General features: G+C 44.1%; 20 protein-coding genes. 13 read left to right on the top strand and 7 right to left on the bottom strand.

The window, feature by feature from the left end; all coding sequences use genetic code 11:
* The first annotated feature begins 71 nt into the window (after positions 1-71).
* The gene (locus tag Bovatus_RS17560) at positions 72-1,424 is read left to right on the top strand and encodes a sulfatase family protein (protein ID WP_004298185.1); all 1,353 of its coding nucleotides are present in this window, start codon (positions 72-74) and stop codon (positions 1,422-1,424) included.
* Positions 1,425-1,461: 37 nt separating this feature from the next.
* A complete protein-coding gene (locus Bovatus_RS17555) occupies positions 1,462-3,147 on the top strand; it encodes an arylsulfatase (protein ID WP_004324401.1) in 1,686 nt (561 codons plus the stop codon).
* Positions 3,148-3,268: 121 nt separating this feature from the next.
* Here Bovatus_RS17555 and Bovatus_RS17550 read toward each other — a convergent pair whose 3' ends face one another.
* Genes Bovatus_RS17550 through dut form a run of 5 tightly spaced genes read right to left on the bottom strand, consistent with a single transcriptional unit; the run spans position 3,269 to position 11,407 of the window.
* Positions 3,269-7,285 carry a hybrid sensor histidine kinase/response regulator transcription factor gene (locus Bovatus_RS17550; protein ID WP_004298189.1) on the bottom strand — a complete coding sequence of 1,339 codons (4,017 nt, stop codon included), beginning with the start codon at positions 7,283-7,285 and terminating at the stop codon, positions 3,269-3,271.
* 20 nt (positions 7,286-7,305) lie between these two features.
* Entirely contained in the window at positions 7,306-8,607 is a 1,302-nt protein-coding gene (locus Bovatus_RS17545) for a murein hydrolase activator EnvC family protein (RefSeq protein WP_004298191.1), read from the bottom strand.
* Positions 8,604-9,182 (bottom strand): DUF4292 domain-containing protein, encoded by a 579-nt coding sequence (locus Bovatus_RS17540; protein ID WP_004298193.1) that lies wholly within the window; start codon positions 9,180-9,182, stop codon positions 8,604-8,606. The genes Bovatus_RS17545 and Bovatus_RS17540 overlap by 4 nt, the downstream gene beginning before the upstream one ends.
* Positions 9,179-10,951, bottom strand: coding sequence for a tetratricopeptide repeat protein (locus Bovatus_RS17535; RefSeq protein ID WP_022200118.1), 1,773 nt, complete (start codon positions 10,949-10,951; stop codon positions 9,179-9,181). The genes Bovatus_RS17540 and Bovatus_RS17535 overlap by 4 nt, the downstream gene beginning before the upstream one ends.
* Positions 10,952-10,975: 24 nt before the next feature.
* Complete coding sequence (gene dut, locus Bovatus_RS17530) at positions 10,976-11,407, bottom strand: dUTP diphosphatase (protein ID WP_004307331.1); 432 nt, start codon at positions 11,405-11,407, stop codon at positions 10,976-10,978.
* A 124-nt stretch (positions 11,408-11,531) separates the two neighbouring features.
* Here dut and Bovatus_RS17525 point away from each other — a divergent pair, with 124 nt between their 5' ends.
* Positions 11,532-12,878 carry a deoxyguanosinetriphosphate triphosphohydrolase gene (locus tag Bovatus_RS17525; protein WP_004322452.1) on the top strand — a complete coding sequence of 449 codons (1,347 nt, stop codon included), beginning with the start codon at positions 11,532-11,534 and terminating at the stop codon, positions 12,876-12,878.
* Here the strand turns inward: Bovatus_RS17525 and Bovatus_RS17520 are convergent.
* A complete protein-coding gene (locus Bovatus_RS17520) occupies positions 12,850-13,866 on the bottom strand; it encodes a GNAT family N-acetyltransferase (protein WP_004298199.1) in 1,017 nt (338 codons plus the stop codon). The two genes, Bovatus_RS17525 and Bovatus_RS17520, sit on opposite strands and share 29 nt — an antisense overlap.
* Positions 13,867-13,892: 26 nt before the next feature.
* Positions 13,893-14,711, bottom strand: coding sequence for a 1-acyl-sn-glycerol-3-phosphate acyltransferase (locus Bovatus_RS17515; RefSeq protein WP_004298200.1), 819 nt, complete (start codon positions 14,709-14,711; stop codon positions 13,893-13,895).
* 259 nt (positions 14,712-14,970) lie between these two features.
* Here Bovatus_RS17515 and Bovatus_RS17510 point away from each other — a divergent pair, with 259 nt between their 5' ends.
* The 10 genes from Bovatus_RS17510 to murG all read left to right on the top strand — a co-directional run bounded on the left by Bovatus_RS17510 (position 14,971) and on the right by murG (position 26,657).
* Positions 14,971-15,474: an RNA polymerase sigma factor gene (locus Bovatus_RS17510; protein WP_004298201.1), complete on the top strand. Its 504-nt coding sequence runs from the start codon at positions 14,971-14,973 to the stop codon at positions 15,472-15,474.
* 418 nt (positions 15,475-15,892) lie between these two features.
* Positions 15,893-16,363, top strand: coding sequence for a division/cell wall cluster transcriptional repressor MraZ (gene mraZ, locus Bovatus_RS17505; RefSeq protein WP_004307337.1), 471 nt, complete (start codon positions 15,893-15,895; stop codon positions 16,361-16,363).
* A complete protein-coding gene (gene rsmH, locus Bovatus_RS17500; RefSeq protein WP_044919145.1) occupies positions 16,350-17,264 on the top strand; it encodes a 16S rRNA (cytosine(1402)-N(4))-methyltransferase RsmH in 915 nt (304 codons plus the stop codon). Before mraZ ends, rsmH begins: the two co-directional genes overlap by 14 nt.
* 6 nt (positions 17,265-17,270) lie before the next feature.
* The gene (locus tag Bovatus_RS17495) at positions 17,271-17,627 is read left to right on the top strand and encodes an FtsL-like putative cell division protein (RefSeq protein ID WP_004298204.1); all 357 of its coding nucleotides are present in this window, start codon (positions 17,271-17,273) and stop codon (positions 17,625-17,627) included.
* A 76-nt stretch (positions 17,628-17,703) separates the two neighbouring features.
* Positions 17,704-19,830 (top strand): penicillin-binding protein, encoded by a 2,127-nt coding sequence (locus tag Bovatus_RS17490; RefSeq protein ID WP_004307341.1) that lies wholly within the window; start codon positions 17,704-17,706, stop codon positions 19,828-19,830.
* Positions 19,831-19,859: 29 nt separating this feature from the next.
* A complete protein-coding gene (locus Bovatus_RS17485; protein WP_004298206.1) occupies positions 19,860-21,308 on the top strand; it encodes a UDP-N-acetylmuramoyl-L-alanyl-D-glutamate--2,6-diaminopimelate ligase in 1,449 nt (482 codons plus the stop codon).
* 90 nt (positions 21,309-21,398) lie between these two features.
* Positions 21,399-22,667, top strand: a complete 1,269-nt coding sequence (locus Bovatus_RS17480) for a phospho-N-acetylmuramoyl-pentapeptide-transferase (protein ID WP_004298207.1) — start codon at positions 21,399-21,401, stop codon at positions 22,665-22,667.
* 141 nt (positions 22,668-22,808) lie between these two features.
* Positions 22,809-24,143: a UDP-N-acetylmuramoyl-L-alanine--D-glutamate ligase gene (gene murD / locus Bovatus_RS17475; RefSeq protein ID WP_004298208.1), complete on the top strand. Its 1,335-nt coding sequence runs from the start codon at positions 22,809-22,811 to the stop codon at positions 24,141-24,143.
* A 32-nt stretch (positions 24,144-24,175) separates the two neighbouring features.
* Positions 24,176-25,504, top strand: coding sequence for an FtsW/RodA/SpoVE family cell cycle protein (locus Bovatus_RS17470; protein WP_004298209.1), 1,329 nt, complete (start codon positions 24,176-24,178; stop codon positions 25,502-25,504).
* A 31-nt stretch (positions 25,505-25,535) separates the two neighbouring features.
* Positions 25,536-26,657, top strand: a complete 1,122-nt coding sequence (murG, locus tag Bovatus_RS17465; RefSeq protein ID WP_004307349.1) for an undecaprenyldiphospho-muramoylpentapeptide beta-N-acetylglucosaminyltransferase — start codon at positions 25,536-25,538, stop codon at positions 26,655-26,657.

Below are 26,657 nucleotides of genomic sequence, written 5' to 3'. Positions count from 1 at the left end.
TTCTCTGATATCTTCCCTACTTTTGCGAAAAGTCATCATGAAAAACTGAAGTTAATTAAATCACAATAATTATGAATCTGAAAAAACATTTACCCTGGCTGGGAGCCCTACTCCCTATTGCTAACACACAAGCAGAAACAAAACCTAATGTAGTAATTATCTATATCGATGATATGGGTATCGGTGACATAGGTTGTTATGGAGGTAAATTCGTTCCTACTCCCAATATTGACAAGTTGGCACAGGACGGACTATTATTCAACCAATATTACTCTTCTGCGCCGGTTAGCTCTCCATCCCGTTGTGGATTAACCACAGGTCTCTTTCCTCTTGAAGTGGGAATCAACACTTTCCTGAACGACAAAGCTGCTAATAAGAGATGCGAACAACATAATTTCCTGGATGACAAGTTGCCTTCCATGGCGCGTGCCTTCCAAAATGCAGGTTACTCAACAGGACACATCGGAAAATGGCACATGGGAGGCGGACGTGACGTACATGATGCTCCTTCTATTAAGAATTACGGTTTTGATGAATACATATCAACTTACGAGAGTCCGGATCCGGAACCGGCAATCACTGCTACCAAATGGATCTGGTCGGATAAAGACAGCGTGAAACGCTGGAGACGTACCGAATACTTTGTAGATAAAAGTATTGAGTTTGTAAAAAAGCACAAAGACGAACCCTTCTTCCTAAACCTATGGCCGGATGATATGCATACCCCTTGGGTACCGGAATTCAAACAAAAGGAAAGAAAAAGCTGGGAAACACAAGAAGCATTTGCTCCTGTACTAGCGGAGATGGACAAACAACTCGGACGTTTCATCAAAACCCTGGATGAGTTGGGAGTGGGAGAAAATACAATCATTATTTTCACTAGCGACAATGGTCCTGCACCCAGCTTTAAATCTGTACGTTCCGCTTATTTGAGAGGAACTAAAAATAGTCTTTATGAAGGGGGAATCCGTATGCCGTTCATAGTTAGATATCCCAAAAAAATTAAAGCCGGACAGGTAAATAACGAGTCTGTATTATGCGCAGTAGATTTATATCCGACTTTGTGTTCTATAGCCGGAATCAAAACAGAAAAAGGTTACAAAGGCGATGGACAGAACTATTCAAAAGTTCTTCTCGGTAAATCGGAAGCCAAACGCAAGACCGATTTAATGTGGGACTTCGGACGAAACAAACATTTTGGCTTTCCAGGAAACCCTTATGACAGAAGCCCCCATTTAGCTATACGCAGTGGAAAATGGAAATTATTAGTGAACGGTGACGGAAGCGATGCGCAATTATATGATATGGAAAAGGATAAGTTCGAAAAGAATAATATCGCAAATGAGCATCCTGATTTGGTTGCCAAGTTGAGCAAGAAAGTATGTAAATGGTATGAGGAAAACAAAGACAAAGGAAAAGAGTAATACAGTGAAAAACAAATTATAAACCAACATTAAACTTATGAATTCTAATTTTTTACTATTACCAACCGCCTTGATGGTTGCAGGACATTCTGCAGCAGAGGCCAAAGGAAAAAAGTCCGATCAAAGACCCAATATCCTGGTAATTCTTGCAGATGACCTAGGCTATTCCGACCTGGGATGCTACGGTAGTGAAATTCACACACCTAATCTGGACAAACTGGCAAAACAAGGAGTACGTTTCAATCATTTCTATAACACCAGCCGGAGTTGTCCGACGCGTGCTTCCCTGTTGACAGGACTTTATCAACATCAGGCAGGAATCGGACGTATGACCTTCGATGACCACCTGCCGGGTTACCGGGGAACACTCTCACGCAATGCCGTTACTATCGCAGAGGTATTGAAAGAATCAGGATATGCTACCAGCATGGTAGGTAAATGGCACATCGCAGAAACTCCACTACGCAAAGACCAACGCGAATGGCTCGCACATCACGTATACCACGAAACCTATTCTGATCTTTGTCATTATCCGGTGAATCGCGGATTTGATACCCACTATGGTACTATCTACGGAGTAGTAGACTATTTTGACCCATTCAGTCTGGTAGAAGGTGAAGTACCCGTGAAAGAAGTACCCGACGGATATTACATCACACAGGCGCTTTCAGACCGTGCAGTGAAAGAAGTGAAAGAGTATGCCAAAGACGATAAACCATTCTTTATGTACCTGGCTTACACAGCACCACACTGGCCATTGCATGCACTGCCGGAAGATATTGAAAAATATAAGGATACCTATAAAGTAGGCTGGGAAGCTATCCGTAACGCCCGTTACGAACGTCAGAAACAGCTTGGTATATTCCCTAACATGGATAATTTCCTGTCTGATAGACAGTTCAAAGATAAATGGGAAGATAACCCACATGCTGAATGGGATGCTCGTGCCATGGCTGTTCATGCTGCCATGATCGACCGTATGGACCAGGGAATAGGACAAGTAATCGATGCTCTGGAAAAGACAGGACAACTTGAAAATACACTGATTTTATTCCTTTCCGACAATGGATGCAGCAATGAAGATTGTCAGAACTACTCTCCAGGAGAAAATGACCGTCCTGATATGACACGTAAAGGGGAGAAAATGGTTTATCCTCATAACAAAGAAGTGCTGCCTGGCCCGGAAACAACTTATGCTTCACTGGGAGCACGCTGGGCAAACGTAGCCAACACACCGTTCCGTTTTTGGAAAGCCAAATCTTATGAAGGAGGTATCTGTACTCCGATGATTGCTCACTGGCCGAAAGGTATCAAGAAGAATGTCGGCAAAACGACTCCCGAAATCGGACATGTGATGGACATCATGGCTACTTGTATCGATATGGCAGGCGCCACTTATCCTACCAAATATAAAGGAAATGACATCATCCCATTGGAGGGTAAGAGTCTGGTTCCTATCTTCAAGACCGGACATCGTGAAGGACATGACTACCTTGGATTCGAACATTACAATGAACGTGCATTCCTCTCTAATGACGGTTGGAAACTGGTTCGTCCGGGAGAAAACGCTAAATGGGAATTATACAACCTGAATGAGGACCGGAGCGAAATGCATAATCTAGCAGCACAATACCCTGAAAAAGTAGCTGAAATGACAAAGGCTTATGAAGCATGGGCTAAACGTTGCATGGTAGAGCCTTACCCGGGACAAAAAAAGAAATAAAGCCTACTCAATTAATTAGAAAGAGTACTCGATTAATTATTTTATATTTGACTCCTGTCGGAAAATATCCAATGATATTGCACGACAGGAGTTTTTTTTATATGCTTTTATCCCTTCTTTATCAAGCCTCACCTGAAATCGGAGGCTGACCTGTATATTCCTTAGGCAGTACACCATATTGCGCTTTAAAACATTTCGCAAAATAAGAAGAAGAAGTAAATCCTACCTGCGCTGCCACTTCAGAAATCCGGGTACCGCTCACAATCAGTTCAGCGGCTCTATTCATACGAAGTGTCTTCAAATAATCATTAGGAGACATTCCGGACAAAGCCTTTATCTTCCGATAGAAATTAGAACGGCTCATATTCATCTGTTCCGCCAAAGTATCTATCGAGAAGTTCTCATCCGCCAACTGTTCGGCTATTACTCCCTGTATCTTCGCTATAAATTCACAGTCTTTTTGAGACATCGCAAAATCCGTTGTCGAAACAGCAACCGTATCTCCTGCCAAGCTCACCATCAATTTATGGAAAGACTGCCTCAACTTCAACAGATTCTCGATCTGCATATGGAGCTGTTTAACAGAGAATGGTTTCTCAACATATACATCCGCTCCACATTCAAGTCCTTCGACTTTAGACTCCAAAGTGGTTTTCGCCGTCAACAAAATAACCGGAATATGTGAATAAGAGATTTCAGACTTCACCTTGCTGCAAAGTTCCAGCCCATCCATCTCCGGCATCATTACGTCACTCACTATCACATCCACATTTTCCTTCGCAAGCACTTCAAGTGCTTCACGACCGTTGGAAGCCCTCAACACACGGAACCATGCCGCCAATGACTCACGAGTCAGATTCAGCAAATCAACATTATCCTCAACCAACAGAACTGTGAACTTCTTTCCAGCATACTCCGAAGAGATCGTTTCAGAAGCATCTGCATGCTCCGGGGATATTTCTACAATATCGCCCATTTTTTCCGTCTCCCACTCTTTGAACGGAAGAGACAGTATAAACGAAGAACCACCTCCAACATTATCTTCCAGACGCAAATCTCCCTGATGAGCTTCTGCCAAAGATTTCGCAAAAGCCAATCCGATGCCAGTGCCTACTGCTGTGGCCACCTTATCGTCAGGCAGTTGATAGAAAGCCTCAAATATCTTTTGTTTCTGTTCATTTGGTATTCCGGGACCATCATCGTTCACTTGTATCTCATATCCCCCATCAGTGACAAGCAGCTTCAAATCAATACGCGCATGCGCATATTTGATGGCATTTCCCATCAGATTGACAAGAATCTTACTTAATTTGTCCCTATCCACCGTAGACACCAGCTCTTGTTCGGGCACGATCAGTTGCAAATCAATTCCTTTTAATTCAGCAGGGCTTGTAAACTGATTATAAACGTCACTGACAAGTTCTTTAATATCACTCTTTTTCAGATTCAGATGTAGCGTACCACTCTCCATTTTCTGAAAATCAAGCAATTCATTAGTAATCCCCAACAGATAATTTACATTCTTATCTATCACAGACAAATACTTGAGATCTTTTCCTTCATGCTCTTTCTCTAATAATTTCTCCAAAGGAAGCCGTATCAAACTAAGCGGAGTACGTATCTCATGTACCAGATTGATGAAAAAGCTAATCTTCGACTTATAAACTTCCTGTTCCTTGGCAGTTTGGTATTTTTCCATCCGCCGTTTATATTTGCGTTTAACACGGAGGTTCCATCGCCAAGCCATCCAGCCGATCCATCCCAACAGCATGAGCACATAAACGAAGTAAGCAAAGGTACTACGCCACCAGGGAGGAGTAATCACCACCTTTAAAGTGGTAGTATTCTCGTTCCACTGACGATCATTATTAGAGCCTCTGACTTCGAACAAATACTCACCGGGAGGCAAATTGGTGTAAGAAGCCATATTGTTATCGGTATTCAGAATCCACTCCTTGTCCACTCCCCGAAGTATGTAAGAATACCGGTTCTTCCCCGGATCTTCAAAACTAAGAGCGACAAAACGAATGGAGAAGCTATTGTTTTCATAAGATAAAGTCACCTTATCAGCCATATAAAGCGGTTTATCCAACTGAAGCAGTTTCTTCACCTCCTGCTCATCGGTTTGATAAGGTAACCGGATATCGGTCACATAAACCGGAGGAATATATTTGTTATCTACAAACTGTTCCGGCTGGAATACATTAAAGCCATTGATCCCACCAAAATACAATTTTCCTTCGGATGATTTTAATGAAGATCGAGCTATAAACTGATTCCCTTGCAAGCCGTCATTAATCGTGAACTGGCGGAAATGATCTTTGGTAACAGGATTAATCTTAAAAATTCCGGCATTGCTGGATACCCAGAAATCACCTCCTTGATCTTGCTCAATCGCATAAATAACCTTGTTAGGTAATAAAGTATTATGCGGGTCAAACTCAATGAATCTTTTCTCTTTAGCATCAAAAGAACACAGTCCTCCCCCATTCGTTCCAAACCACATGGTTCCTTTCGTATCTTCAAATAAAGTAATGACCGAATTACTGGTGATCGTAGTCGAATCTTCCCGTTCATGCTGATAATGTTTCCAATGAGCATTCATTGTATTGTAAGAAAACACACCACTATTGGAAGTCGCAATCCAGAGATGATTGTACATATCCTCATAGATATCGACAACAGAAACCATTGAACCGACACTTGTGATGGTCATAAAGTTATCTCGAGCAGCGTCATAACGACACAATCCCCAACTCGTTCCTACATAAATTTCTCCTTTTCGTCCTTTATAAATACACAACACATCGTTGCTACAAATCGTATTGGGGATTCCACGAGAATGAGTATAGGCTTTCACTGCCCCTGTGCGTAAATTGATAACCCGTATTCCCCCGGCATAAGTACCGATCCATAAATAGTCACCATCCAGCATTAGAGAACGAATGTCATACTTTTGATTTTTAGTTCCTCCTATTGCATAAGGAGAAAGCTCCCGAGTAGCAGCATTGAAAAAATACAAACCGCTTTGAGTTCCAATCCAGATATTCCCATCCTTATTCTCACAGAAAGGAGCAACGACCTCCCCCGCTCCCGGCACTCCGGACAGATAGGCAGGCGAATAATAATCAAAACGTTTAGTCTGCTTGGACATATAGTTAATCCCACCCAAATTGGTCAACACCCAAAGAGCCCCTTCGGCATCCCACATCATTCCATTGATAGTCTGGTCGCTCAAACTTCTCGGATCGGCGGGATTATCCGCCCGCTGAAATGTGTTTGTATTTTGATCGAACAGATAAAGCCCGTTATCCGTTCCTACCAACAGCTCTTTATCCGTATACTTCAACAAACAATGAACAGCTCCGAAATTAAACGCCGAACCACTGTAATTGTCTATAGCTTCGGTTCGTTCATCCAAACGGCTCAACAGATTACTTCCCGCACCAATCCAGATTTCTCCATCGATATTCTGAATACAGTTCACTTTATAACTATCGGAAGCATTTATATCCAATGAGATTTCATACGTCCGGAGAAACTTGCCGTTTTCGTCAAAGCACAAAAGTCCTTCCTGTAAGGAAGATATATAGACCCTCTTCCGATCAGCGCTCTGACAGAGGTCCCATACAAAAGACGTCTGAACACTATTTTGAGTCAGCACCTCTGTTTTCGGATCATAAATAAAAAATCCCTGGCCCAAAGTCGCAATCCAGATAAGACCATTTTCCGTCTTGATAATCTTTTTAATCTCACTGCTGATATACACATTATACTGCGTCGTTTTATCAAAGTAAGAGAAACGATCGGTATCCCGGTCATAAATATAAAGTCCGGAGTTTGTTCCAACCCAGAGATTCTTGTCCACCTCTATCAAGGCTTCTACAAAATTGTTTTCTAATGAGAACTTTTCGTTGAGAACATTCCGGTACACTTTATTGCCCCGCCCGTCATAACGGTTCAGTCCGTCACTGGTACCCAACCAGATAAAGCCATAACTATCTTGAAGGGCGCACCACACGGTATTATGAGACAATCCATCTTCTACCTGATATTTCTTGAACGAAAAATAAGGAGACGCGGATAGTGTTCCGGTCCAGAAGATCAGCAAGCATATTAGTATTTTAGTTAACTTCATTCTACGTGTTTTTTATTCAATTATCGGTTCAGCCAAGGTTCAGGATTCAACTTTTCTTTCTCCCTACGCAACTGGAAGTGCAATACCGTCCGTCCATTATCCGTACCGTCAGAAAAGACCTGACCGATGGATTGCTTCGTCTTCACCGTGTCACCGGCTTTGACGGATGCAGAAGAAAGATTGCAATAAACAGAAATATAATTGCCATGACGAATGAGGACATTAAATAATCCGTTCAATTGGAATACAGCCGCCACCTTTCCATCAAAAATGGCACGTGCCTGTGCACCCGGTTTTCCCTGAATATCAATACCCTTGTTATCCAGTTTCACGTTGCGCAACCCCTCTACGGCATATTGTCCGTAACGGCTGGTGATAATATAAGCGCCGGATATAGGCATTGGCAATTTCCCGCGATTCGCGGCAAAGTTACCTGATAATTCCCGATCCGCCTTACTCATGGTATAAGCCTCAAGAGGTTTCGATTTGGCGGCCGTTTCCGTTGCGGCGGATTTTCCCTCCTTGCTTTCCTCTTTCTTACGGGCAGCCGCTTCACGACGAGCTTCTTCCTGCGCACGCTTGCGGGCACGCTCTATTTCTTCTGCAATTAATTTATCGATGCGGGCATTCAGCTGATTGGCTTCCCTGCGTTTTTTATTTATCTCATTCTGCAATCCTTTCTGCTTCTTTTGCAGATTAGTCACTAGCGTGCGTTTCTCTTTTTCCTGCTCTTCCAACTTCACCTTTTCGCTCTCACGTTCTTGCAGCAGGTTCTCTTTGGCGGCTTTCACTTGCTGACGTTCCGCTTTCTTCTTGCGTATCTGCTCCTGTTTCTTTAGGATTTCTTCCCCTTGCAGACGTTGATAAGTGGCATATTCACGAACATATCGCATACGCCGATAAGTCTGCCCCAGATTCTTTGCCGAAAAAATAAACATGAGCTTCTCCTCTATCGACTTATTCTTATACAAGTACTGGACAGAAGCTTCATATTTCTTCTTTTTATCTTTCAAATCCTTCTCCAGCCCGTGCAACTGGCGCTCCAATGAAGCCAACTCACGCTGGATAGCCTCCACATCATTGTTGATAGCCATGATATAGCGTTTCCGCTCTTCAATCTGTCCGGTCAACACAGCCAGACTATTCAACTGGCTTCCCACATCTTTCTTTGTATCCTTCAATATAGATTCCGATTCGGCAATCTGTTTTTGCAGCGCACCGCGTTTACTTTCCAGCTCACGAATCAACTTGTTCGATTGAGCGAAAAGAGGAACTGCCAACCAAAGGCAACTGATTAGAATAACAAAGAAACGTTTCATCATAATAAAGCTACCAGCATTTTTACTAATTCTTCCAAGGGAATCTGGTTGTATTTGGACGTCAGTTCCGTCGGAGTTATCGAAAACTCTTGTGTGGAGAACTCATAAAGTTGGACTTTTGCCTTTTCTAATGAAGGAATTCCTATATCTTTTCCTGTCAGCTCTGTCTTTCCACCAGGAAGAGAGGCATCCATCAATATCTTTTCCAAACGGGAAAACTCCACATTCTTCGACAATACATTTTTCAATTCAGCTTTAGTGGCACGAACAAAGCGTTTATTCATCCTGTCTACCAATAAAACTTCGTCGGGAGTAACTTCTATACGTGCCACTTCTGTACGCAGAATAGGCATCAATAAGGAGATTTGTACCCGCTCATGAGTTTTCATCTTCATGGTTCCCCCTACAGACATGCTTCCCTTCTTGCCGGGAATAGTCAACTGAAGCTTGGAAGCCAGGTAACTGGATGTCGGAGCCTTTGTCGAAGTCTTAGTTTCCGAAGTTGCCAAGTGTTTCGAACTCTTACAGCCGGCCAACACCACTACCACCAACAACAGTAGATAAATGATTCTTTTCATTCCGCAATATATTTCTTCTTCTCTATTTTCTGTTTCAACGTTTTCGACTCGCTACCCATTTCCAGTGCCTTCTTCCAATATTTCAACGCACCTTCCACATCGCCGGTCATAAAATAAATATCTCCGCAATGCTCCACAATCACATCACTCTTCTCGCCGTCGTTCTTCATTGCATTATCAATATAGATACGGGCTTCGGCATAGTTTCCCTTTTCAAAAAGAATCCATGCATAAGTATCGAGATAGGTCGAATTATTAGGTTCGGCTTTCACCGTTTTGTAACTCATCTCCTCCGCCTTGTCCAAGTCACGACGTTCCACAGACAGATAATAAGCATAATTATTTAATGCGCCAATATTGGAAGGATTATATACCAAAGCCGAATCGTAAGCAGCATAAGCCTCCGTCATTTGTTTCTTGGTATGATAAATATCCCCCATGATAGAATAAAAATCTGAAATGACTTCTTTTCTGGTATCGGGAGTTATATGTTCCAATGCTCTATTACAAACACTCAATACACTATCTCCCTGTTCTGCCTGATGATAAGCGATAGCCAGATAATAATAAAGTTCCAACGCATCCGGAGTAGCTTCAATGCCCGGTTCGCAGACCTTGATAATTTGCTTGTAATCTTCCTTCTTCACCGCCGCACTAACCAGCATCAAACGGGCCGCCTTATTGGTAGGATCCAGATCAACCACCTGCTCCAATACCGGCACAGCCTCTTGTTCCATATTCTTCGACAACAGGTATTGAGAATAAAGCATCGGTATCTGCGGATCATCCATATCCTGCTTCATCATCCGGTCAAACAAGGCAATCACCTGAGTGCTATCTTTAGCGGACGACTGTTCATTTTCCGCAATCACCTGTCTCATGACACTGATTTTAGTATCAGAAGTCACCTTTTTGTTCAATAACAACGTATCCAGTTGCTGTTGATACAATTCTTTCTGCCCGGTCTGTTCATAGTAAGAAGCCATCGAGAAGAGAGCCATCGGATTATCAGGCTCTACAGCCAGTACCTTCTGGTATGCATCATAAGCTTCCTGCTTTTTCCCGTTCTGAAGATATACATCTCCCAGTATCACCTGATAACGCATATCCATCGGATATTCCTGTACCAGACTTTCTATTTCCTGAAATGCCTTCTTATCATCTTTCATCTGAAGATAAATCCGGAATTTCTCCATAGACAGCTGCTCATTCTTACCCAAACGTTTCTCTAAACGATTCAATGTAGAAATGACATCATTATACTTCTCCTGGCGACTGTAAATATCAAGAAGGCTGAACAAAGGGTCCTGTTTCGACGGGAAACGGGTCACCATCTTCTCAAGCAAAGCCGCAGCCTTATCCAATTCATTTTGTTGCTGGTACAAACTGACCAATCCCTGACTATACCAATAGTTATCAGGCGCAAAAGCCACTGCCTGCTCCAAAGCAACCTGACCTTGCGGCACCTGGCGAAGGAACATATAATATTGCGATATTTCATAAAGCGCAGAAGAAGCAGTGGGGTTGATATCCAGACAATGCTGTAGCAATCCAAATGCCGCATCATACTCATTCTTTCCTTTCATCCGCATGGCTTCTAAAAAGAAGTAGTCATATTTACGCTGTTGTTCAGCAGAAAGCAATGTTTCCTTCATCAAAGAAGCTCCATCTGCTTTCGCTGTTGTTTTTGCTGTACGCACAGACCGGATTCCCCCACATGAAGTGAGCATCAATACCGTCACGAACAGCCATCCTATTTTTATCTTCATTCTATTTTCTCCATTAAGCATTCATCATACTCCGGTATGTCCGAAACCACCGGCTCCCCGTTCTGTTTCATCCAGCACCTCTACTTCCTGCCATGCAGGCTGTTCGTGCTTCGCTATCACCATCTGCGCGATACGTTCACCGTCTTCAATCACAAACGTTTCAGAGGAGAGATTGACTAAAATGATACAAACTTCCCCACGATAATCCGCATCAATCGTACCCGGAGAATTGAGCACCGTAATCCCTTTCTTGATCGCCAGTCCGCTACGTGGACGAACCTGTGCCTCAAATCCCTTCGGCAAGGCGATATACAGTCCTGTCGGCACCAGACAACGTTGCAACGGTTCCAATGTGATAGGTTCAGAAAGATTAGCACGGATATCCATTCCTGCGGACAATTCAGTGGCATAAGCCGGAAGCGGATGCTTCGATTTATTGATAACTTGAATATTCATAAATGCATGTTTACTATTTAACGGGCGAAAATACACATTTTGAACTGAAAAATAGTTAAGTTTGCAGTTAAATAATGTACCTGTAGCCAATTTGCGAATGGTAAACACTAAAATTATAGATAAAATGATGAATTGGAACCAATTAATATCAGCGAAACGTTTCGGAATGGAAGAATTCCATGAGGAACGACAGGAAAACCGATCCGAATTCCAACGGGACTATGACCGTCTTATTTTTTCGGCTCCTTTCCGCAGATTACAGAACAAAACGCAAGTATTCCCTCTACCGGGCAGCGTTTTTGTACACAACCGACTTACGCACAGTCTCGAAGTCGCCAGCGTTGGCCGTTCACTCGGGGACGATGTTGCCAAAGCACTTCTGGAACGTCATCCGGAACTTCAGGATTCTTTCCTGCCGGAGATTGGTTCTATCGTCTCGGCCGCTTGCCTGGCACACGATTTGGGGAATCCGCCCTTCGGTCATTCAGGTGAAAAGGCTATTTCTACTTTTTTCTCTGAAGGAAAAGGAGTTCGCCTGAAAGAAAAGCAGCCGAACGGCGAGCAACTTTCTCCGATGGAATGGGAAGATTTGACACATTTTGAAGGAAATGCAAATGCGTTCCGAATACTGACACATCAGTTTGAAGGACGTCGCAAAGGCGGATTTGTCCTGACATATACCACTCTGGCTTCTATCGTGAAATATCCCTTTTCATCAAGCCTTGCAGGAACCAAATCGAAGTTTGGATTCTTCATCAGCGAAGAAGAAAGTTTCCAAAAAATAGCAACTGAATTAGGACTGACCTTGCTCAACGAGCATCCTTTGAAGTATGCACGCCACCCACTAGTCTATTTAGTGGAAGCGGCAGACGATATTTGCTATCAAATGATGGATATTGAGGATGCATATAAACTGAAGATTCTCACCACTGAAGAAACCAAAGAACTATTAATGACCTATTTCAGCGAAGAGCGGCAGGAACATCTCCGGAAAACATTCCTGATTGTCAATGATGTCAACGAGCAAATCGCCTACCTGCGCTCTTCCGTCATCGGTTTATTGATCCGGGAGTGTACCCGTGTCTTTTTAGATCATGAACAAGAAATACTGTCCGGCACGTTCGAAGGATCACTAATCAAGCGCATAGCCGAACGTCCGGCAGCAGCCTACAAACACAGCGTCGAAGTATCTATCAATAAAATCTACCGTTCACGGGACGTGCTGGATATCGAGCTAGCGGGATTCCGCATCATCAGTACCTTACTCGAATTGATGATAGACGCCGTAACCTCACCCGAGAAGGCTTATTCCAAACTCCTGATCGACCGGGTATCCAGCCAATACAATATAAATTCGCCCGTACTCTATGAAAGAATACAGGCGGTACTTGACTATATATCGGGAATGACCGATGTCTTTGCTCTTGATCTTTATCGTAAAATTAACGGGAACAGTCTGCCTGCGGTGTAACCACTTTAGGAGTAAAAACCTCTTCCCCTTCACAAGAAGACAATCTCAACGCATCCGGATGGCTTTCAATAAACGTCTGGATGTGTCGAATTCGTTTATCTTCAAGAATTTCGTCTACAGCAATCAGGATACCGGTTTCTTCCACATCACCGAACTCGTAATTGACAGCTGTTCCGAACATACGCATCGTAGGGCTTAAGCTCATATACGCATTTACCAACGGAGGAATATTATAGCCCAATTTACGGATTTCACAATTCAATATCTTATAGTCCTCTTTAAAAGTACTCTTGCAGAACAATGCGTTCAACTCTTCTTCGGAAGTCTCAAGTTGCAGAGGCTCAATCGGAGTAACAAGTTTCTCTTTATCATAAAAATGTTTCTTGAGGAAATGAAGAATCATATCACGGCCACGACGATGGTAGCTAGGATACATGGTCACCTTGCCAAAGAAATACTTCACATTCGGCATAACCACGGTCAACGCTCCCAACCCGTCCCACAGATTATCCAAAGCGAACAATCCTTTGCTTCCGGCACGGGTAGACTGATATTCAAGCGTAACAAACGAACGCCCCAGTTCAATTGTCTGCGGCAGGTATTCTCTAATAAAAGCATCAGAAAAATGAAACATGTGGGAAGTAGCCAGAATTGGCGCGCCTTTTTCATCAAAACGCACGTCCGTACCAAGCAGATACCGGTAACCACCCAGAATTTCTTCCGCTTCCGGATTCCATACGATCAACTGCTTGTAGGGGTGTTCCATCGTGTCGTATTCATCAATATCCATTGACAGGCCTGTACCTCCACCAGCAGCACGGAAAGCTATTTCACGCAAACGACCAATCTCTCTCATTACATTAGGAGCATTCTGATGAGTAATAATATAAATCTGATTATTACTCTTATTCGTCATTCGTAAGCGTTTGTCTTCCGTCAATTCTGCCTTCAGCAGTTCTTTGCTTACCGGTTTAATAATCTCTTCCATATTCCTTGTTATAGTTGTTCTATCAGTTACAGTTTATAAACAATATCCTTTACGTATTCAGCCCACTGCGCAGGGGTTTTCGATTTATCAAAAGTCTGCCAGGGTATGGGTTTGCCAAAAGTGACAGTAAAAGTTTTGTGGCGATTCTTAAACATTTCATCCGCAAGATACAACATAGCAATGTTAAACTTGATACCCAATGCCTTGCAAATATTTGCCAGGTTGTAAAAGAAATCAGAATTCCTGCCCCCAAAATGCACGGGTATTACATCACGTTTTGCTTGTATGCTCTTTACTACAAATGTCTTTTTCCATTCCAGGTCGCGAATCACTCCATTCTGACGGCGCGAGCACAGTCCGGCAGGAAACATAATCAGCTGATCGTCGGACTGGAATCCGGCTTCCACCATCTTCGGAAAGTCCTTTGCCTGCTTGCCGGTTTTATTAATAGGTATGCAAAGGGGAGCCAACCCGCGTAGATTCATCAATAGATCATTCACCAGGTATTTCACCTTCCCCTCATAGTGCTTTCCTAACACATAACCAAGCGCAACACCATCCTGTCCGCCTAACGGATGATTGGAAACAAAAGTGTACAGACCATCCTTTGGCAAATTCTCAATGCCTTTTACGTCCACTTTCGCATCCAAAAAGCCCATACATGCCTCCAGAAAGTCCACTCCCAGTTTATCCTTCGACTCATTCAGGAATACATTAATTTCATCCTGATGAACAATTTTCTTCAGATAAGAAATCACGAACTTAGGGATGTACTTGTAATGCTTCGGAGCCTTCGTCCGAAGTATCTTATCGACATCGATCAAAAATAAAGAGTCATCAGTCATTCTTTTCAAATAAAAATGATGGCACAAAATTAACGGTTCTTTTTTATTAATCGCAATAATTTGGTAGAAAATGCAGGATTTAAGTTCAGAACACAAAAAAACACCACCCAAAAACTATCAAAAATGACCTAAAAACTATCCGCGGATAGTTTTCGGATAAAAAAACGTCAGTTTTTCCCCTACCGGGTTTCAAAAATTCATGTAAACTTGCAACATCGAAAATAACAAACGAATATTCACCTTTAAAAAGCAACACATTATGAAAAGTTTAAGCTTCAGAAAAGACTTAGTAGGAGTACAAGATGAATTACTACGCTTCGCTTATAAACTGACAACTGACCGTGAAGAAGCAAACGATTTGTTGCAGGAGACATCATTAAAAGCATTAGATAATGAAGATAAATATACCCCTGATACAAATTTCAAAGGATGGATGTATACCATCATGCGCAATATATTCATAAACAACTACCGCAAGGTAGTCCGCGACCAGACATTCATCGACCAGACTGATAATCTTTATCATCTGAATTTGCCACAGGATGGAAGTTCTGAAAATACAGAAAGAGCATACGACCTGAAAGAGATGCACCGTGTAGTTAACAAACTCCCCAAAGAATACAGAGTTCCGTTTGCGATGCACGTTTCAGGATTCAAATACCGTGAAATTGCGGAAAAACTGAACCTCCCGTTGGGTACAGTGAAAAGCCGTATTTTCTTCACGCGCCAGAAATTACAGGAAGAGTTGAAAGACTTCCGCTAAACCTTAACTATATAAAACTTAGTGATTTTGAATCACATATTTCTTTAATGCAGATTTTTAGTTTTGATAATGATTAAAAGGCAGAAATACTCCGGTATATTCTGCCTTTTCTTTTATTGCGAAGATTAGTTGTCCGACACCCGGGTGTCGGGTGCACTGAGACCCAGGTGTCAGATAAACCTCTATTGCATGAAAAAGAATCTCCCCCACCACATTATTTAAATTTTACCTATACAGACATTTTTTCCGTTCTACGCCCACGGGCTCCCCACCAGTAAAGCATTCTCGAAGGCACATCATTTTCAAGCAAATAGACATTTAACATTCTGTTGAAAACTTCTCTGAAAGTTTTTTATGGAAAGTTGTGGGGAATTGTGGGGAATTTCATACTTTTACGGTCGCTTATTATAATAAGGTAATGATACGTTTTTTAGGAAATATTGAAGCCAGGGCGGACGCCAAAGGAAGGGTGTTCATACCCGCCACCTTCAGGAAGCAATTACAAGCCGCTTCCGAAGAGAGGCTTATTATGCGTAAAGACGTATTTCAGGACTGTTTAACCCTGTACCCCGAGAGCGTGTGGAACGAGGAGTTGAACGAGCTACGTAGTAGACTTAACAAATGGAATAGCAAACACCAACTTATTTTCAGGCAATTCGTGAGCGACGTTGAAATAGTGACACCTGATAGCAACGGGCGCATATTAATTCCGAAACGGTATTTACAGATTTGCAGTATCCATGGGGATATTCGCTTTATCGGCATCGATAACAAGATAGAGATCTGGGCGAAAGAACGGGCAGAACAGCCTTTCATGTCACCCGAAGAGTTCGGTGCAGCATTAGAAGAAATTATGAACGATGATAATAGACAAGATGGAGAAAGATGAATTGACATATCACGTACCTGTATTGCTGAAAGAAAGCGTTGACGGTATGAATATCCAACCGGATGGAACGTATGTAGACGTTACATTCGGAGGAGCGGGACATTCGCGCGAGATCCTTTCACGGCTCGGAGAAGGCGGACGTCTGCTGGGATTCGACCAAGACGAGGATGCTGAACGGAACATTGTCAACGATACTCATTTCATCTTCGTGCGCAGTAACTTCCGCTATCTGCACAACTTCCTGCGTTATCACAACATCGAACAGGTAGACGCGATCCTGGCCGACCTCGGCGTATCTTCCCATCATTTCGATGATAGCGAACGTGGCTTCTCCTTCCGTTTTGACGGGGCACTGGATATGCGTATGAACAAGCGTGCCGGTATGACAGCAGCAGATATCGTGAATACTTATGATGAAGAACGTCTTGCAAACATCCTCTACCTGTACGGGGAACTAAAGAATAGCCGCAAACTGGCTTCTGTCATCGTTAAAGCCAGAAGCGGACAGAATATCCGGACCATCGGTGAGTTTTTGGAAGTCATCAAACCGCTTTTCGGTCGTGAACGCGAAAAGAAAGAGCTGGCAAAGGTGTTCCAGGCACTACGAATTGAAGTAAACCAAGAGATGGAGGCGTTGAAGGAGATGTTGCTGGCTGCTACGGAGGCATTAAAGCCGGGCGGCAGACTGGTAGTTATCACCTATCATTCGCTGGAAGACCGAATGGTGAAAAACATCATGAAGACAGGCAATGTAGAAGGAAAAGCGGAAACCGACTTCTTCGGCAATCTGCAAACGCCTTTCCGCCTTGTCAACAATAAGGTAATCGTTCCCGACGAGGCAGAAATAGAACGAAACCCGCGGTCGAGAAGCGCCAAATTACGAATTGCAGAAAAGAAATAAAAAGATATGGAAGAAGAAGTAGTAAACAAGAAAGCAGAAGAGGACAAGAAGAAAAAACGCACCTCTCTGAAGAGTATTCTGGGTGGAGACATTCTGGCTACCGATTTTTTCCGCCGTCAAACGAAGTTGCTGGTACTTATCATGGTATTCATCATCTTCTACATTCACAATCGTTATGCCAGTCAACAGCAACAGATCGAAATAGACCGGCTGAAAAAGGAATTGACAGACATTAAATACGATGCACTGACTCGCAGCTCAGAGCTGATGGAAAAGAGCCGCCAGTCACGCATTGAAGATTATATATCGAGTAAGGAAAGCGATTTGCAAACATCAACCAATCCTCCTTACCTTATTAAATAGATGATAGTGGATAGTTGATAAATGATAGTTAAGCGTTTAAAAGACAAATACTGTGGCAGTTAATAAAAAGAACATAATGACCCGTTACTTCTTCGTCATCCTGTTGATGGCGTTGATAGGAGTAGCTATTGTTGTAAAAGCAGGCATCACCATGTTTGCCGAACGACAATACTGGCAGGATGTGGCTGACCGTTTCGTAAAAGAGAATGTGACGGTAAAACCTAATCGTGGAAACATTATTTCTTCTGACGGTAAACTGATGGCCAGCTCTCTGCCCGAGTACAGAATATATATGGACTTTATGTCCGGTGAAAAGGATGAAAAACGCAGGCAGAAAGATCAGGCACGCCGGGATTCCATCCTCAATGCCAATATGGATTCAATCTGTATCGGACTTCACAAGATATTCCCGGACAAGAGTGCGGCTCAATTCAAGGCACACCTCAAGAAAGGACGCCAGGCAAAAAGCCGCAATTATCTGATTTATCCGAAACGTATCTCCTATATACAATATAAAGAGGTAAAGAGACTGCCTGTATTCTGCTTGAACCGGTATAAAGGCGGATTCAAGGAACAAGCTTACAATCAGCGTAAGAAACCGTTCGGTTCACTGGCTGCCCGTACACTGGGAGATGTGTATGCAGACACAGCCAAAGGAGCGAGAAATGGTATCGAACTTGCTTTCGACACCATCCTGAAAGGGCGGGACGGATTGACACACCGTCAGAAGGTGATGAACAAATACCTGAACATTGTCGATGTGCCACCAGTTGATGGTTGCGATCTGATTAGTACTATCGATGTAGGTATGCAGGATATTTGCGAGAAGGCGTTGGTGGATAAGCTGAAAGAGCTGAATGCGAGCGTGGGTGTGGTGGTATTGATGGAGGTAAGTACCGGAGAAGTGAAAGCCATCGTCAACATGATGCAAGGCAAAGACGGTGAGTACTACGAAATGCGCAACAATGCTATTAGTGATATGCTCGAGCCGGGGTCTACTTTCAAAACGGCCTCTATCATGGTAGCTCTTGAAGACGGAAAGATCACGCCGGACTATGTGGTAGATACCGGCAACGGCCAGATGCCGATGTATGGACGTGTCATGAAAGACCATAACTGGCATCGCGGAGGATATGGAAAGCTGACTGTTACGGAAATTCTAGGGGTTTCGTCCAATGTGGGTACCTCTTATATTATAGACCATTTCTACGGCAGCAACCCGCAGAAATTTGTAGACGGGTTGAAACGGATGAGCATCGACCAGCCGTTACACCTGCAGATTGCGGGAGAAGGAAAACCGAATATACGCGGCCCGAAAGAACGTTATTTTGCAAAGACAACATTGCCGTGGATGAGTATCGGCTACGAGACACAGGTTCCACCGATCAATATTCTCACATTCTATAATGGGATAGCCAACAACGGAGTCACCGTGCGTCCGAAGTTTGTCAAAGCTGCCATGAAGGACGGGGAAGTAGTGAAAGAATATCCGACAGAGGTAATCAATCCCAAGATTTGTTCGGATAAGACTTTGGCACAGATCCGTGAGATTCTCCGAAAAGTGGTTGGTGAAGGACTTGCCAAACCTGCGGGAAGCAAGCAGTTCCACGTTTCAGGAAAAACAGGAACGGCGCAGATTTCACAGGGAGCAGCCGGATACAAAACGGGAAGAACAAATTATCTGGTTAGTTTCTGCGGGTATTTCCCGTCAGAAGCACCTAAATATAGCATGATTGTCTCTATCCAGAAACCGGGATTACCGGCTTCGGGAGGTTTAATGGCAGGTAGTGTGTTCAGCAAGATTGCAGAAAGGGTGTATGCCAAAGACTTGCGGTTACCGCTGACCAATGCGATTGATACTAATTCCGTAGTCATTCCGAATGTAAAAGCCGGAGAGATGCGCGAAGCGCAACGAGTATTGGAAGAGCTGCAGATTAACGTACAAGGCAAAATCGCTGATTCGGGCAAAGAGGTTTGGGGAAATACCCATTCTGCCCCACAAGCTGTGGTTCTTGAGAGCCGGAGCAATATGCAGAATTTTGTACCGAGTGTGATAGGTATGGGAGCGAAAGACGCTGTGTACTTGTTGGAAAGCAAAGGATTGAAAGTCAATCTGGTCGGCGTAGGCAAAGTAAAAAGCCAGTCGATAGCCAACGGAACGATTGTTAAGAAGGGACAGACAGTGACGCTTACGCTTAATTAAAAATTAAAGATTAAAAATTGAATAGAGTGATGTTATTAAATGAGTTACTGAAAGCAATCCAACCGGTAGAGGTAGCCGGAGATTCAAACATAGAAATCACCGGTGTCAACATAGACTCCCGTCTAGTGGAAGCCGGACAGCTATTCATGGCAATGCGTGGCACACAAGCCGACGGCCATGCTTATATACCTGCTGCCATCGCAAAAGGAGCAATCGCCATCCTTTGCGAGGATATGCCGGAAGAACCTGTAGCGGGGATCACCTATGTACGAGTAAAAGACAGCGAAGATGCGGTAGGAAAAATTGCCACTACCTTCTACGGAGACCCGACTTCCAAGTTGGAACTGGTCGGCGTTACCGGAACGAACGGAAAAACAACGATCGCTACCTTATTATATAATACATTCCGTTATTTCGGCTATAAGGTGGGATTGATTTCTACCGTTTGCAATTACATCGATGATGAACCGATTCCGACAGAACATACTACTCCTGATCCAATCACGTTGAACTGTTTGTTGGGACGGATGGCAGATGAAGGATGCAAATATGTGTTCATGGAAGTCAGCTCCCACTCGATTGCACAGAAACGTATCAGTGGATTAAAGTTTGCAGGAGGGATCTTTACCAATTTGACCCGCGACCATCTCGACTATCATAAAACAGTAGAGAACTATCTGAAAGCGAAGAAGAAATTCTTTGACGATCTGCCGAAAAATGCATTCAGCCTGACCAATCTGGACGATAAAAACGGACTGGTAATGACGCAGAATACACGTTCGAAGGTCTATACTTATTCATTGAGAAGTCTTAGCGACTTTAAAGGACGGGTATTAGAGTCTCATTTCGAAGGGATGCTGCTCGACTTCAACAATCATGAACTGGCAGTTCAGTTTATCGGAAAGTTCAATGCTTCCAATTTGTTGGCGGTATTCGGGGCGGCAGTTCTGTTAGGCAAGAAAGAGGAAGAGGTGCTTGTAGCTCTTAGCACACTTCATCCGGTAGCCGGACGCTTCGATGCGGTCCGCTCACCGCAGGGAATTACGGCGATTGTTGATTATGCACATACCCCGGATGCTCTCATTAATGTACTGAACGCTATTCATGGAGTGCTTGAAGGAAAAGGAAAAGTGATTACCGTGGTAGGCGCCGGCGGTAACCGCGACAAGGGCAAACGCCCCATCATGGCAAAGGAAGCTGCCAAAGCGAGTGACCGCGTCATCATCACTTCCGACAATCCGCGCTTTGAAGAGCCGCAAGACATCATCAATGACATGCTTGCCGGACTGGATGCGGAAGATATGAAGAAAACACTAAGCATTGCCGACCGTAAAGAAGCGATTCGCACGGCTTGCATGCTGGCGGAGAAAGGAGATGTAATTCTCGTTGCCGGAAAAGGACATGAGAATTACCAGGAGATAAAAGGAGTGAAACATCATTTTGATGACAAAGAAGTACTCAAAGAAATTTTTAAATAACGAATAGACTGTGCTAATATGCCGACCGGCTTCGTTATCTATCCGACAGCAACCGGCATAACAACACATCAATAAATTGGCAAATTATTTATGTTATACTATCTATTTGAATGGCTACATAAGCTCAATTTTCCAGGAGCGGGAATGTTCGGATATACTTCATTCCGTGCTTTGATGGCGGTTATCCTCGCATTACTTATTTCAAGTATCTGGGGAGATAAGTTCATCAACCTACTCAAAAGGAAACAAATCACAGAAACGCAGCGTGATGCTAAAACCGACCCGTTTGGCGTCAATAAAGTAGGCGTGCCGAGCATGGGAGGTGTCATCATCATTGTAGCCATCCTGATCCCTTGTTTATTGTTAGGTAAACTGCATAACATATACATGATACTGATGCTGATCACTACCGTATGGTTGGGATCGCTCGGATTCGCAGACGACTATATCAAAATCTTCAAAAGAGACAAAGAGGGTTTGCATGGCAAGTTCAAGATTATCGGTCAGGTCGGTTTAGGTTTAATTGTCGGAATGACCTTGTATTTAAGTCCGGACGTAGTGATCCGTGAGAATATCGAAGTTCATAATCCGGGACGGGAGATGGAAGTGATACACGGAACGAATGATCTGAAATCTACCCAGACAACGATTCCTTTTTTCAAGAGCAACAACCTTGATTATGCTGATCTGGTTTCGTTCATGGGAGAACATGCGCAAACAGCCGGATGGATATTGTTCGTCATTGTCACAATCATTGTGGTTACCGCCGTATCAAACGGCGCCAATCTGAATGACGGTATGGACGGAATGGCAGCCGGGAACTCGGCAATTATCGGTGCAACGTTGGGGGTACTGGCCTATGTATCATCGCATATCGAATTTGCAGGCTACCTGAACATCATGTATATTCCGGGCTCGGAAGAACTCGTAATCTATATCTGCGCCTTTATCGGTGCACTGATAGGTTTCTTATGGTACAACGCCTATCCGGCACAAGTATTTATGGGAGATACAGGCAGTCTTACTATTGGCGGTATTATCGCAGTGTTTGCCATCATCATCCACAAAGAGTTGCTGATACCGATTCTTTGCGGTGTATTCCTGGTAGAAAACCTGTCGGTAATCCTGCAACGGGCTTATTATAAGGCGGGAAAACGAAAAGGTGTGAAACAGCGATTGTTCAAGCGTACACCGATTCACGATCACTTCCGCACTTCGATGAGCCTGATTGAACCGGGATGCACGGTGAAATTCACCAAACCCGACCAACTGTTTCATGAATCAAAGATTACCGTCCGGTTCTGGATTGTAACGATTGTATTGGCAGCAATAACGATTATAACGCTTAAAATAAGATAACCGGCAAGGTGCCGGAGCCAAGTTTCCATACGGGAAACAAGTTTTATAGATAGAGAGTATTAACCCGATTATTAACTTTTAAAGATGTGCACAGCTAATAGATAAATCAATCAATTAGAAAATAAGGGCACATTATTGTAGATGAAAAGAATAGTAATTTTAGGAGCTGGCGAAAGCGGCGCAGGTGCAGCCGTACTCGCTAAAGTCAAAGGATTTGAGACGTTTGTTTCGGACATGTCCGCTATCAAGGACAAGTATAAGGAACTTCTCGACAGCCATCAGATTGCCTGGGAAGAAGGACACCATACCGAAGAACTCATTCTGAATGCCGACGAGGTAATCAAAAGCCCCGGTATCCCGAATGATGCCCCGATCATCCTGAAACTGAAAGCTCAAGGCACACCGGTGATCTCCGAGATAGAGTTTGCCGGACGCTATACTGATGCCAAAATGATCTGTATTACAGGTTCTAACGGGAAGACCACAACGACTTCCCTGATCTACCATATTTTCAAAAGCGCAGGTCTGAACGTAGGTTTGGCAGGCAACATCGGCAAAAGCCTTGCTTTGCAGGTAGCCGAAGATTACCACGATTACTATATTATCGAACTTAGCTCTTTCCAGCTGGATAATATGTATAACTTCCGTGCGAACATCGCCGTATTGATGAACATCACTCCGGACCATCTTGATCGCTACGACCATTGTATGCAGAATTACATCGACGCTAAATTCCGCATCACCCAAAACCAAACACCGGACGATGCTTTCATCTTCTGGAACGATGACCCTATCATCAGACAGGAACTGGCAAAACATGGTCTGAAAGCTCACTTGTATCCTTTTGCCGCTGTAAAAGAGGATGGAGCGATTGCATACGTAGAAGATCACGAAGTGAAAATCACCGAACCGATTGCCTTCAACATGGAGCAAGAGGAACTGGCCCTGACAGGACAACACAACCTGTACAACTCTTTAGCCGCCGGTATCTCGGCAAACCTTGCCGGCATCGCCAAAGAAAACATCCGGAAAGCCCTCTCCGATTTCAAGGGAGTGGAACATCGGTTGGAAAAGGTGGCACGTGTGCGCGGAATTGATTTTATTAACGACTCTAAAGCCACGAATGTCAACTCCTGCTGGTATGCCCTGCAAAGCATGACTACCAAAACGGTATTGATTCTCGGTGGTAAAGATAAAGGAAACGACTATACTGAAATTGAAGACCTGGTACGCGAAAAGTGTTCAGCACTGGTATATCTGGGACTTCATAACGAAAAGCTTCACGAATTCTTCGACCGTTTCGGTCTGCCGGTAGCCGATGTGCAAACCGGCATGAAAGATGCCGTAGAAGCAGCCTATAAACTGGCAAAGAAAGGTGAAACGGTATTATTAAGTCCTTGCTGCGCTTCTTTCGACCTCTTCAAGAGTTACGAAGACCGTGGCGACCAATTTAAAGAATGTGTCCGTGCCCTTTAATTTCTAATTATTAATTTTTAAATTCTGCAAGATTGGATTTATTAAAGAACATATTCAAAGGTGACAAGGTAATCTGGATTATCTTCCTCTGTCTCTGCCTCATCTCGATCATCGAGGTGTTTTCGGCAGCGTCGACGCTGACTTACAAAAGTGGCGACCATTGGGGGCCGATTACGCAACACTCCATCATCCTGATGGTGGGAGCTGTGGTAGTCGTATTTCTGCATAATGTTCCCTACAAATGGTTCCAGGTATTTCCGGTCTTTCTATATCCGGTATCTCTGGTTCTACTGGCATTTGTCACGCTGATGGGCATCATCACAGGCGACCGTGTCAACGGGGCCGCCCGTTGGATGACCTTTATGGGATTGCAATTCCAGCCATCGGAATTGGCAAAGATGGCGGTAATCATTGCCGTCTCATTCATCCTGTCCAAAAGGCAGGACGAATATGGGGCCAATCCGAATGCCTTTAAATATATCATGATCCTCACCGGACTGGTATTCCTGCTCATCGCACCGGAAAACCTTTCGACAGCAATGCTGCTGTTCGGAGTGGTATGTATGATGATGTTCATCGGACGGGTATCTTCCAAGAAACTGTTCGGGATGTTGGGGATATTGGGGCTTGTAGGCGGTGTTGCCGTAGGCATACTGATGGCTATTCCCGCCAAAACACTGCACAACACTCCGGGACTTCACCGTTTCGAAACGTGGCAGAATCGTGTTTCCGGTTTCTTTGAGAAAGAAGAAGTGCCGGCAGCCAAATTTGATATTGACAAAGACGCACAGATTGCACACGCGCGAATCGCTATTGCTACCAGCCATGTAGTAGGCAAAGGTCCGGGAAACTCGATACAACGCGACTTCCTTAGCCAGGCATTCTCCGATTTTATCTTCGCGATTGTGATTGAAGAAATGGGACTGGTAGGAGGAATATTTGTGGTGTTCCTCTATTTATGGTTGCTGATGCGAGCCGGACGAATCGCCCAAAAGTGCGAGCGAACCTTCCCCGCCTTTCTCGTCATGGGTATTGCGCTGTTGTTGGTATCACAGGCAATACTGAATATGATGGTTGCCGTCGGGTTATTCCCCGTCACCGGACAACCCCTGCCTCTGGTCAGCAAAGGAGGTACAAGTACGTTAATCAACTGCGCTTATATCGGAATGATATTAAGCGTAAGCCGATATACCGCTCATCTGGAAGAACAGAAAGCGCACGATGCACAGATCCAACTGCAAATAGAGGCGGATGCCGCAGCCAATTCGGAAGCACAGGCCGCAGCCGAACCGACAGCGCAGATTCTGAACAGCGACGCCAAATTTGAAGATGAGCATGATAGCAGAAACAATGAACGGTAAATGTTGAGAAAGGACAGAAGAAAACAGAATGATGGAAAAAGAACTTAGAATTATCATCAGCGGTGGAGGAACAGGAGGACATATCTTTCCTGCCGTCTCTATCGCAAACGCTATAATAGAGCTACGCCCCGACGCAGAAATTCTCTTTGTAGGCGCTGAAGGACGTATGGAAATGCAACGGGTTCCCGATGCAGGCTACCGGATTATCGGACTTCCGATAGCCGGATTCGACCGCAAACATTTATGGAAAAATGTATCCGTATTGATTAAACTGATGCGCAGCCAATGGAAAGCGCGCAAAGTAATCAAAAACTTCCGCCCGCAAGTGGCGGTAGGTGTAGGCGGATATGCAAGCGGGCCGACACTAAAGACTGCCGGAATGATGGGAGTCCCCACATTAATCCAGGAACAAAACTCGTATGCCGGAGTTACCAATAAACTCCTGGCACAGAAAGCTCGTAAGATTTGTGTAGCTTATGACGGAATGGAAAAGTTCTTCCCCGCCGACAAGATCATCATGACGGGTAATCCCGTCCGCCAGAACCTGACAAAGGATATGCCGTCAAAAGAAGAAGCGCTAGGTTCTTTCCACTTACAGCCCGGCAAAAAGACAATCCTGATTGTAGGTGGCAGCTTGGGTGCACGCACCATCAACAACACGCTGACAGCCAGTCTGACAACCATCAAGGAAAACACGGACGTGCAGTTTATCTGGCAAACGGGCAAATACTATTACCCGCAAGTAACAGAAGCCGTAAAAGCGGCAGGAGCACTTCCGAATTTATATGTAACGGATTTCATCAAAGATATGGCAGCCGCTTATGCAGCAGCCGATCTGGTTATCTCCCGTGCGGGAGCAGGTTCCATTTCTGAATTCTGCCTGCTGCACAAACCTGTTATCTTAGTGCCCTCGCCCAACGTGGCAGAAGATCACCAGACGAAGAACGCCTTAGCGTTGGTGAACAAACAGGCAGCTATCTACGTCAAAGACAGTGAAGCGGAAACCACTTTGATGGACGTAGCCCTGTCCACTGTCAACGACGAGCAGAAACTGAAAGAACTAACAGAGAATATCGCCAAACTGGCTTTACCCGATTCAGCGAGAATCATCGCACAAGAGGTCATTAAGCTGGCGGAAGCAAAGAACAGATAA

The sequence above is a fragment of the Bacteroides ovatus genome (genome assembly GCF_001314995.1).
Lineage (GTDB): Bacteria > Bacteroidota > Bacteroidia > Bacteroidales > Bacteroidaceae > Bacteroides > Bacteroides ovatus.
This window is presented reverse-complemented; position numbering and strand designations above follow the sequence as displayed.

Bases quoted from the DNA above. Each gene is read 5' to 3' on its own strand.
- Bovatus_RS17560 (WP_004298185.1), top strand. From the start codon at position 72: ATGAATCTGAAAAAACATTTACCCTGGCTGGGAGCCCTACTCCCTATT.
- Bovatus_RS17555 (WP_004324401.1), top strand. From the start codon at position 1,462: ATGAATTCTAATTTTTTACTATTACCAACCGCCTTGATGGTTGCAGGA.
- Bovatus_RS17550 (WP_004298189.1), bottom strand. From the start codon at position 7,285: ATGAAGTTAACTAAAATACTAATATGCTTGCTGATCTTCTGGACCGGA.
- Bovatus_RS17545 (WP_004298191.1), bottom strand. From the start codon at position 8,607: ATGATGAAACGTTTCTTTGTTATTCTAATCAGTTGCCTTTGGTTGGCA.
- Bovatus_RS17540 (WP_004298193.1), bottom strand. From the start codon at position 9,182: ATGAAAAGAATCATTTATCTACTGTTGTTGGTGGTAGTGGTGTTGGCC.
- Bovatus_RS17535 (WP_022200118.1), bottom strand. From the start codon at position 10,951: ATGAAGATAAAAATAGGATGGCTGTTCGTGACGGTATTGATGCTCACT.
- dut (WP_004307331.1), bottom strand. From the start codon at position 11,407: ATGAATATTCAAGTTATCAATAAATCGAAGCATCCGCTTCCGGCTTAT.
- Bovatus_RS17525 (WP_004322452.1), top strand. From the start codon at position 11,532: ATGATGAATTGGAACCAATTAATATCAGCGAAACGTTTCGGAATGGAA.
- Bovatus_RS17520 (WP_004298199.1), bottom strand. From the start codon at position 13,866: ATGGAAGAGATTATTAAACCGGTAAGCAAAGAACTGCTGAAGGCAGAA.
- Bovatus_RS17515 (WP_004298200.1), bottom strand. From the start codon at position 14,711: ATGACTGATGACTCTTTATTTTTGATCGATGTCGATAAGATACTTCGG.
- Bovatus_RS17510 (WP_004298201.1), top strand. From the start codon at position 14,971: ATGAAAAGTTTAAGCTTCAGAAAAGACTTAGTAGGAGTACAAGATGAA.
- mraZ (WP_004307337.1), top strand. From the start codon at position 15,893: ATGATACGTTTTTTAGGAAATATTGAAGCCAGGGCGGACGCCAAAGGA.
- rsmH (WP_044919145.1), top strand. From the start codon at position 16,350: ATGGAGAAAGATGAATTGACATATCACGTACCTGTATTGCTGAAAGAA.
- Bovatus_RS17495 (WP_004298204.1), top strand. From the start codon at position 17,271: ATGGAAGAAGAAGTAGTAAACAAGAAAGCAGAAGAGGACAAGAAGAAA.
- Bovatus_RS17490 (WP_004307341.1), top strand. From the start codon at position 17,704: ATGACCCGTTACTTCTTCGTCATCCTGTTGATGGCGTTGATAGGAGTA.
- Bovatus_RS17485 (WP_004298206.1), top strand. From the start codon at position 19,860: ATGTTATTAAATGAGTTACTGAAAGCAATCCAACCGGTAGAGGTAGCC.
- Bovatus_RS17480 (WP_004298207.1), top strand. From the start codon at position 21,399: ATGTTATACTATCTATTTGAATGGCTACATAAGCTCAATTTTCCAGGA.
- murD (WP_004298208.1), top strand. From the start codon at position 22,809: ATGAAAAGAATAGTAATTTTAGGAGCTGGCGAAAGCGGCGCAGGTGCA.
- murG (WP_004307349.1), top strand. From the start codon at position 25,536: ATGGAAAAAGAACTTAGAATTATCATCAGCGGTGGAGGAACAGGAGGA.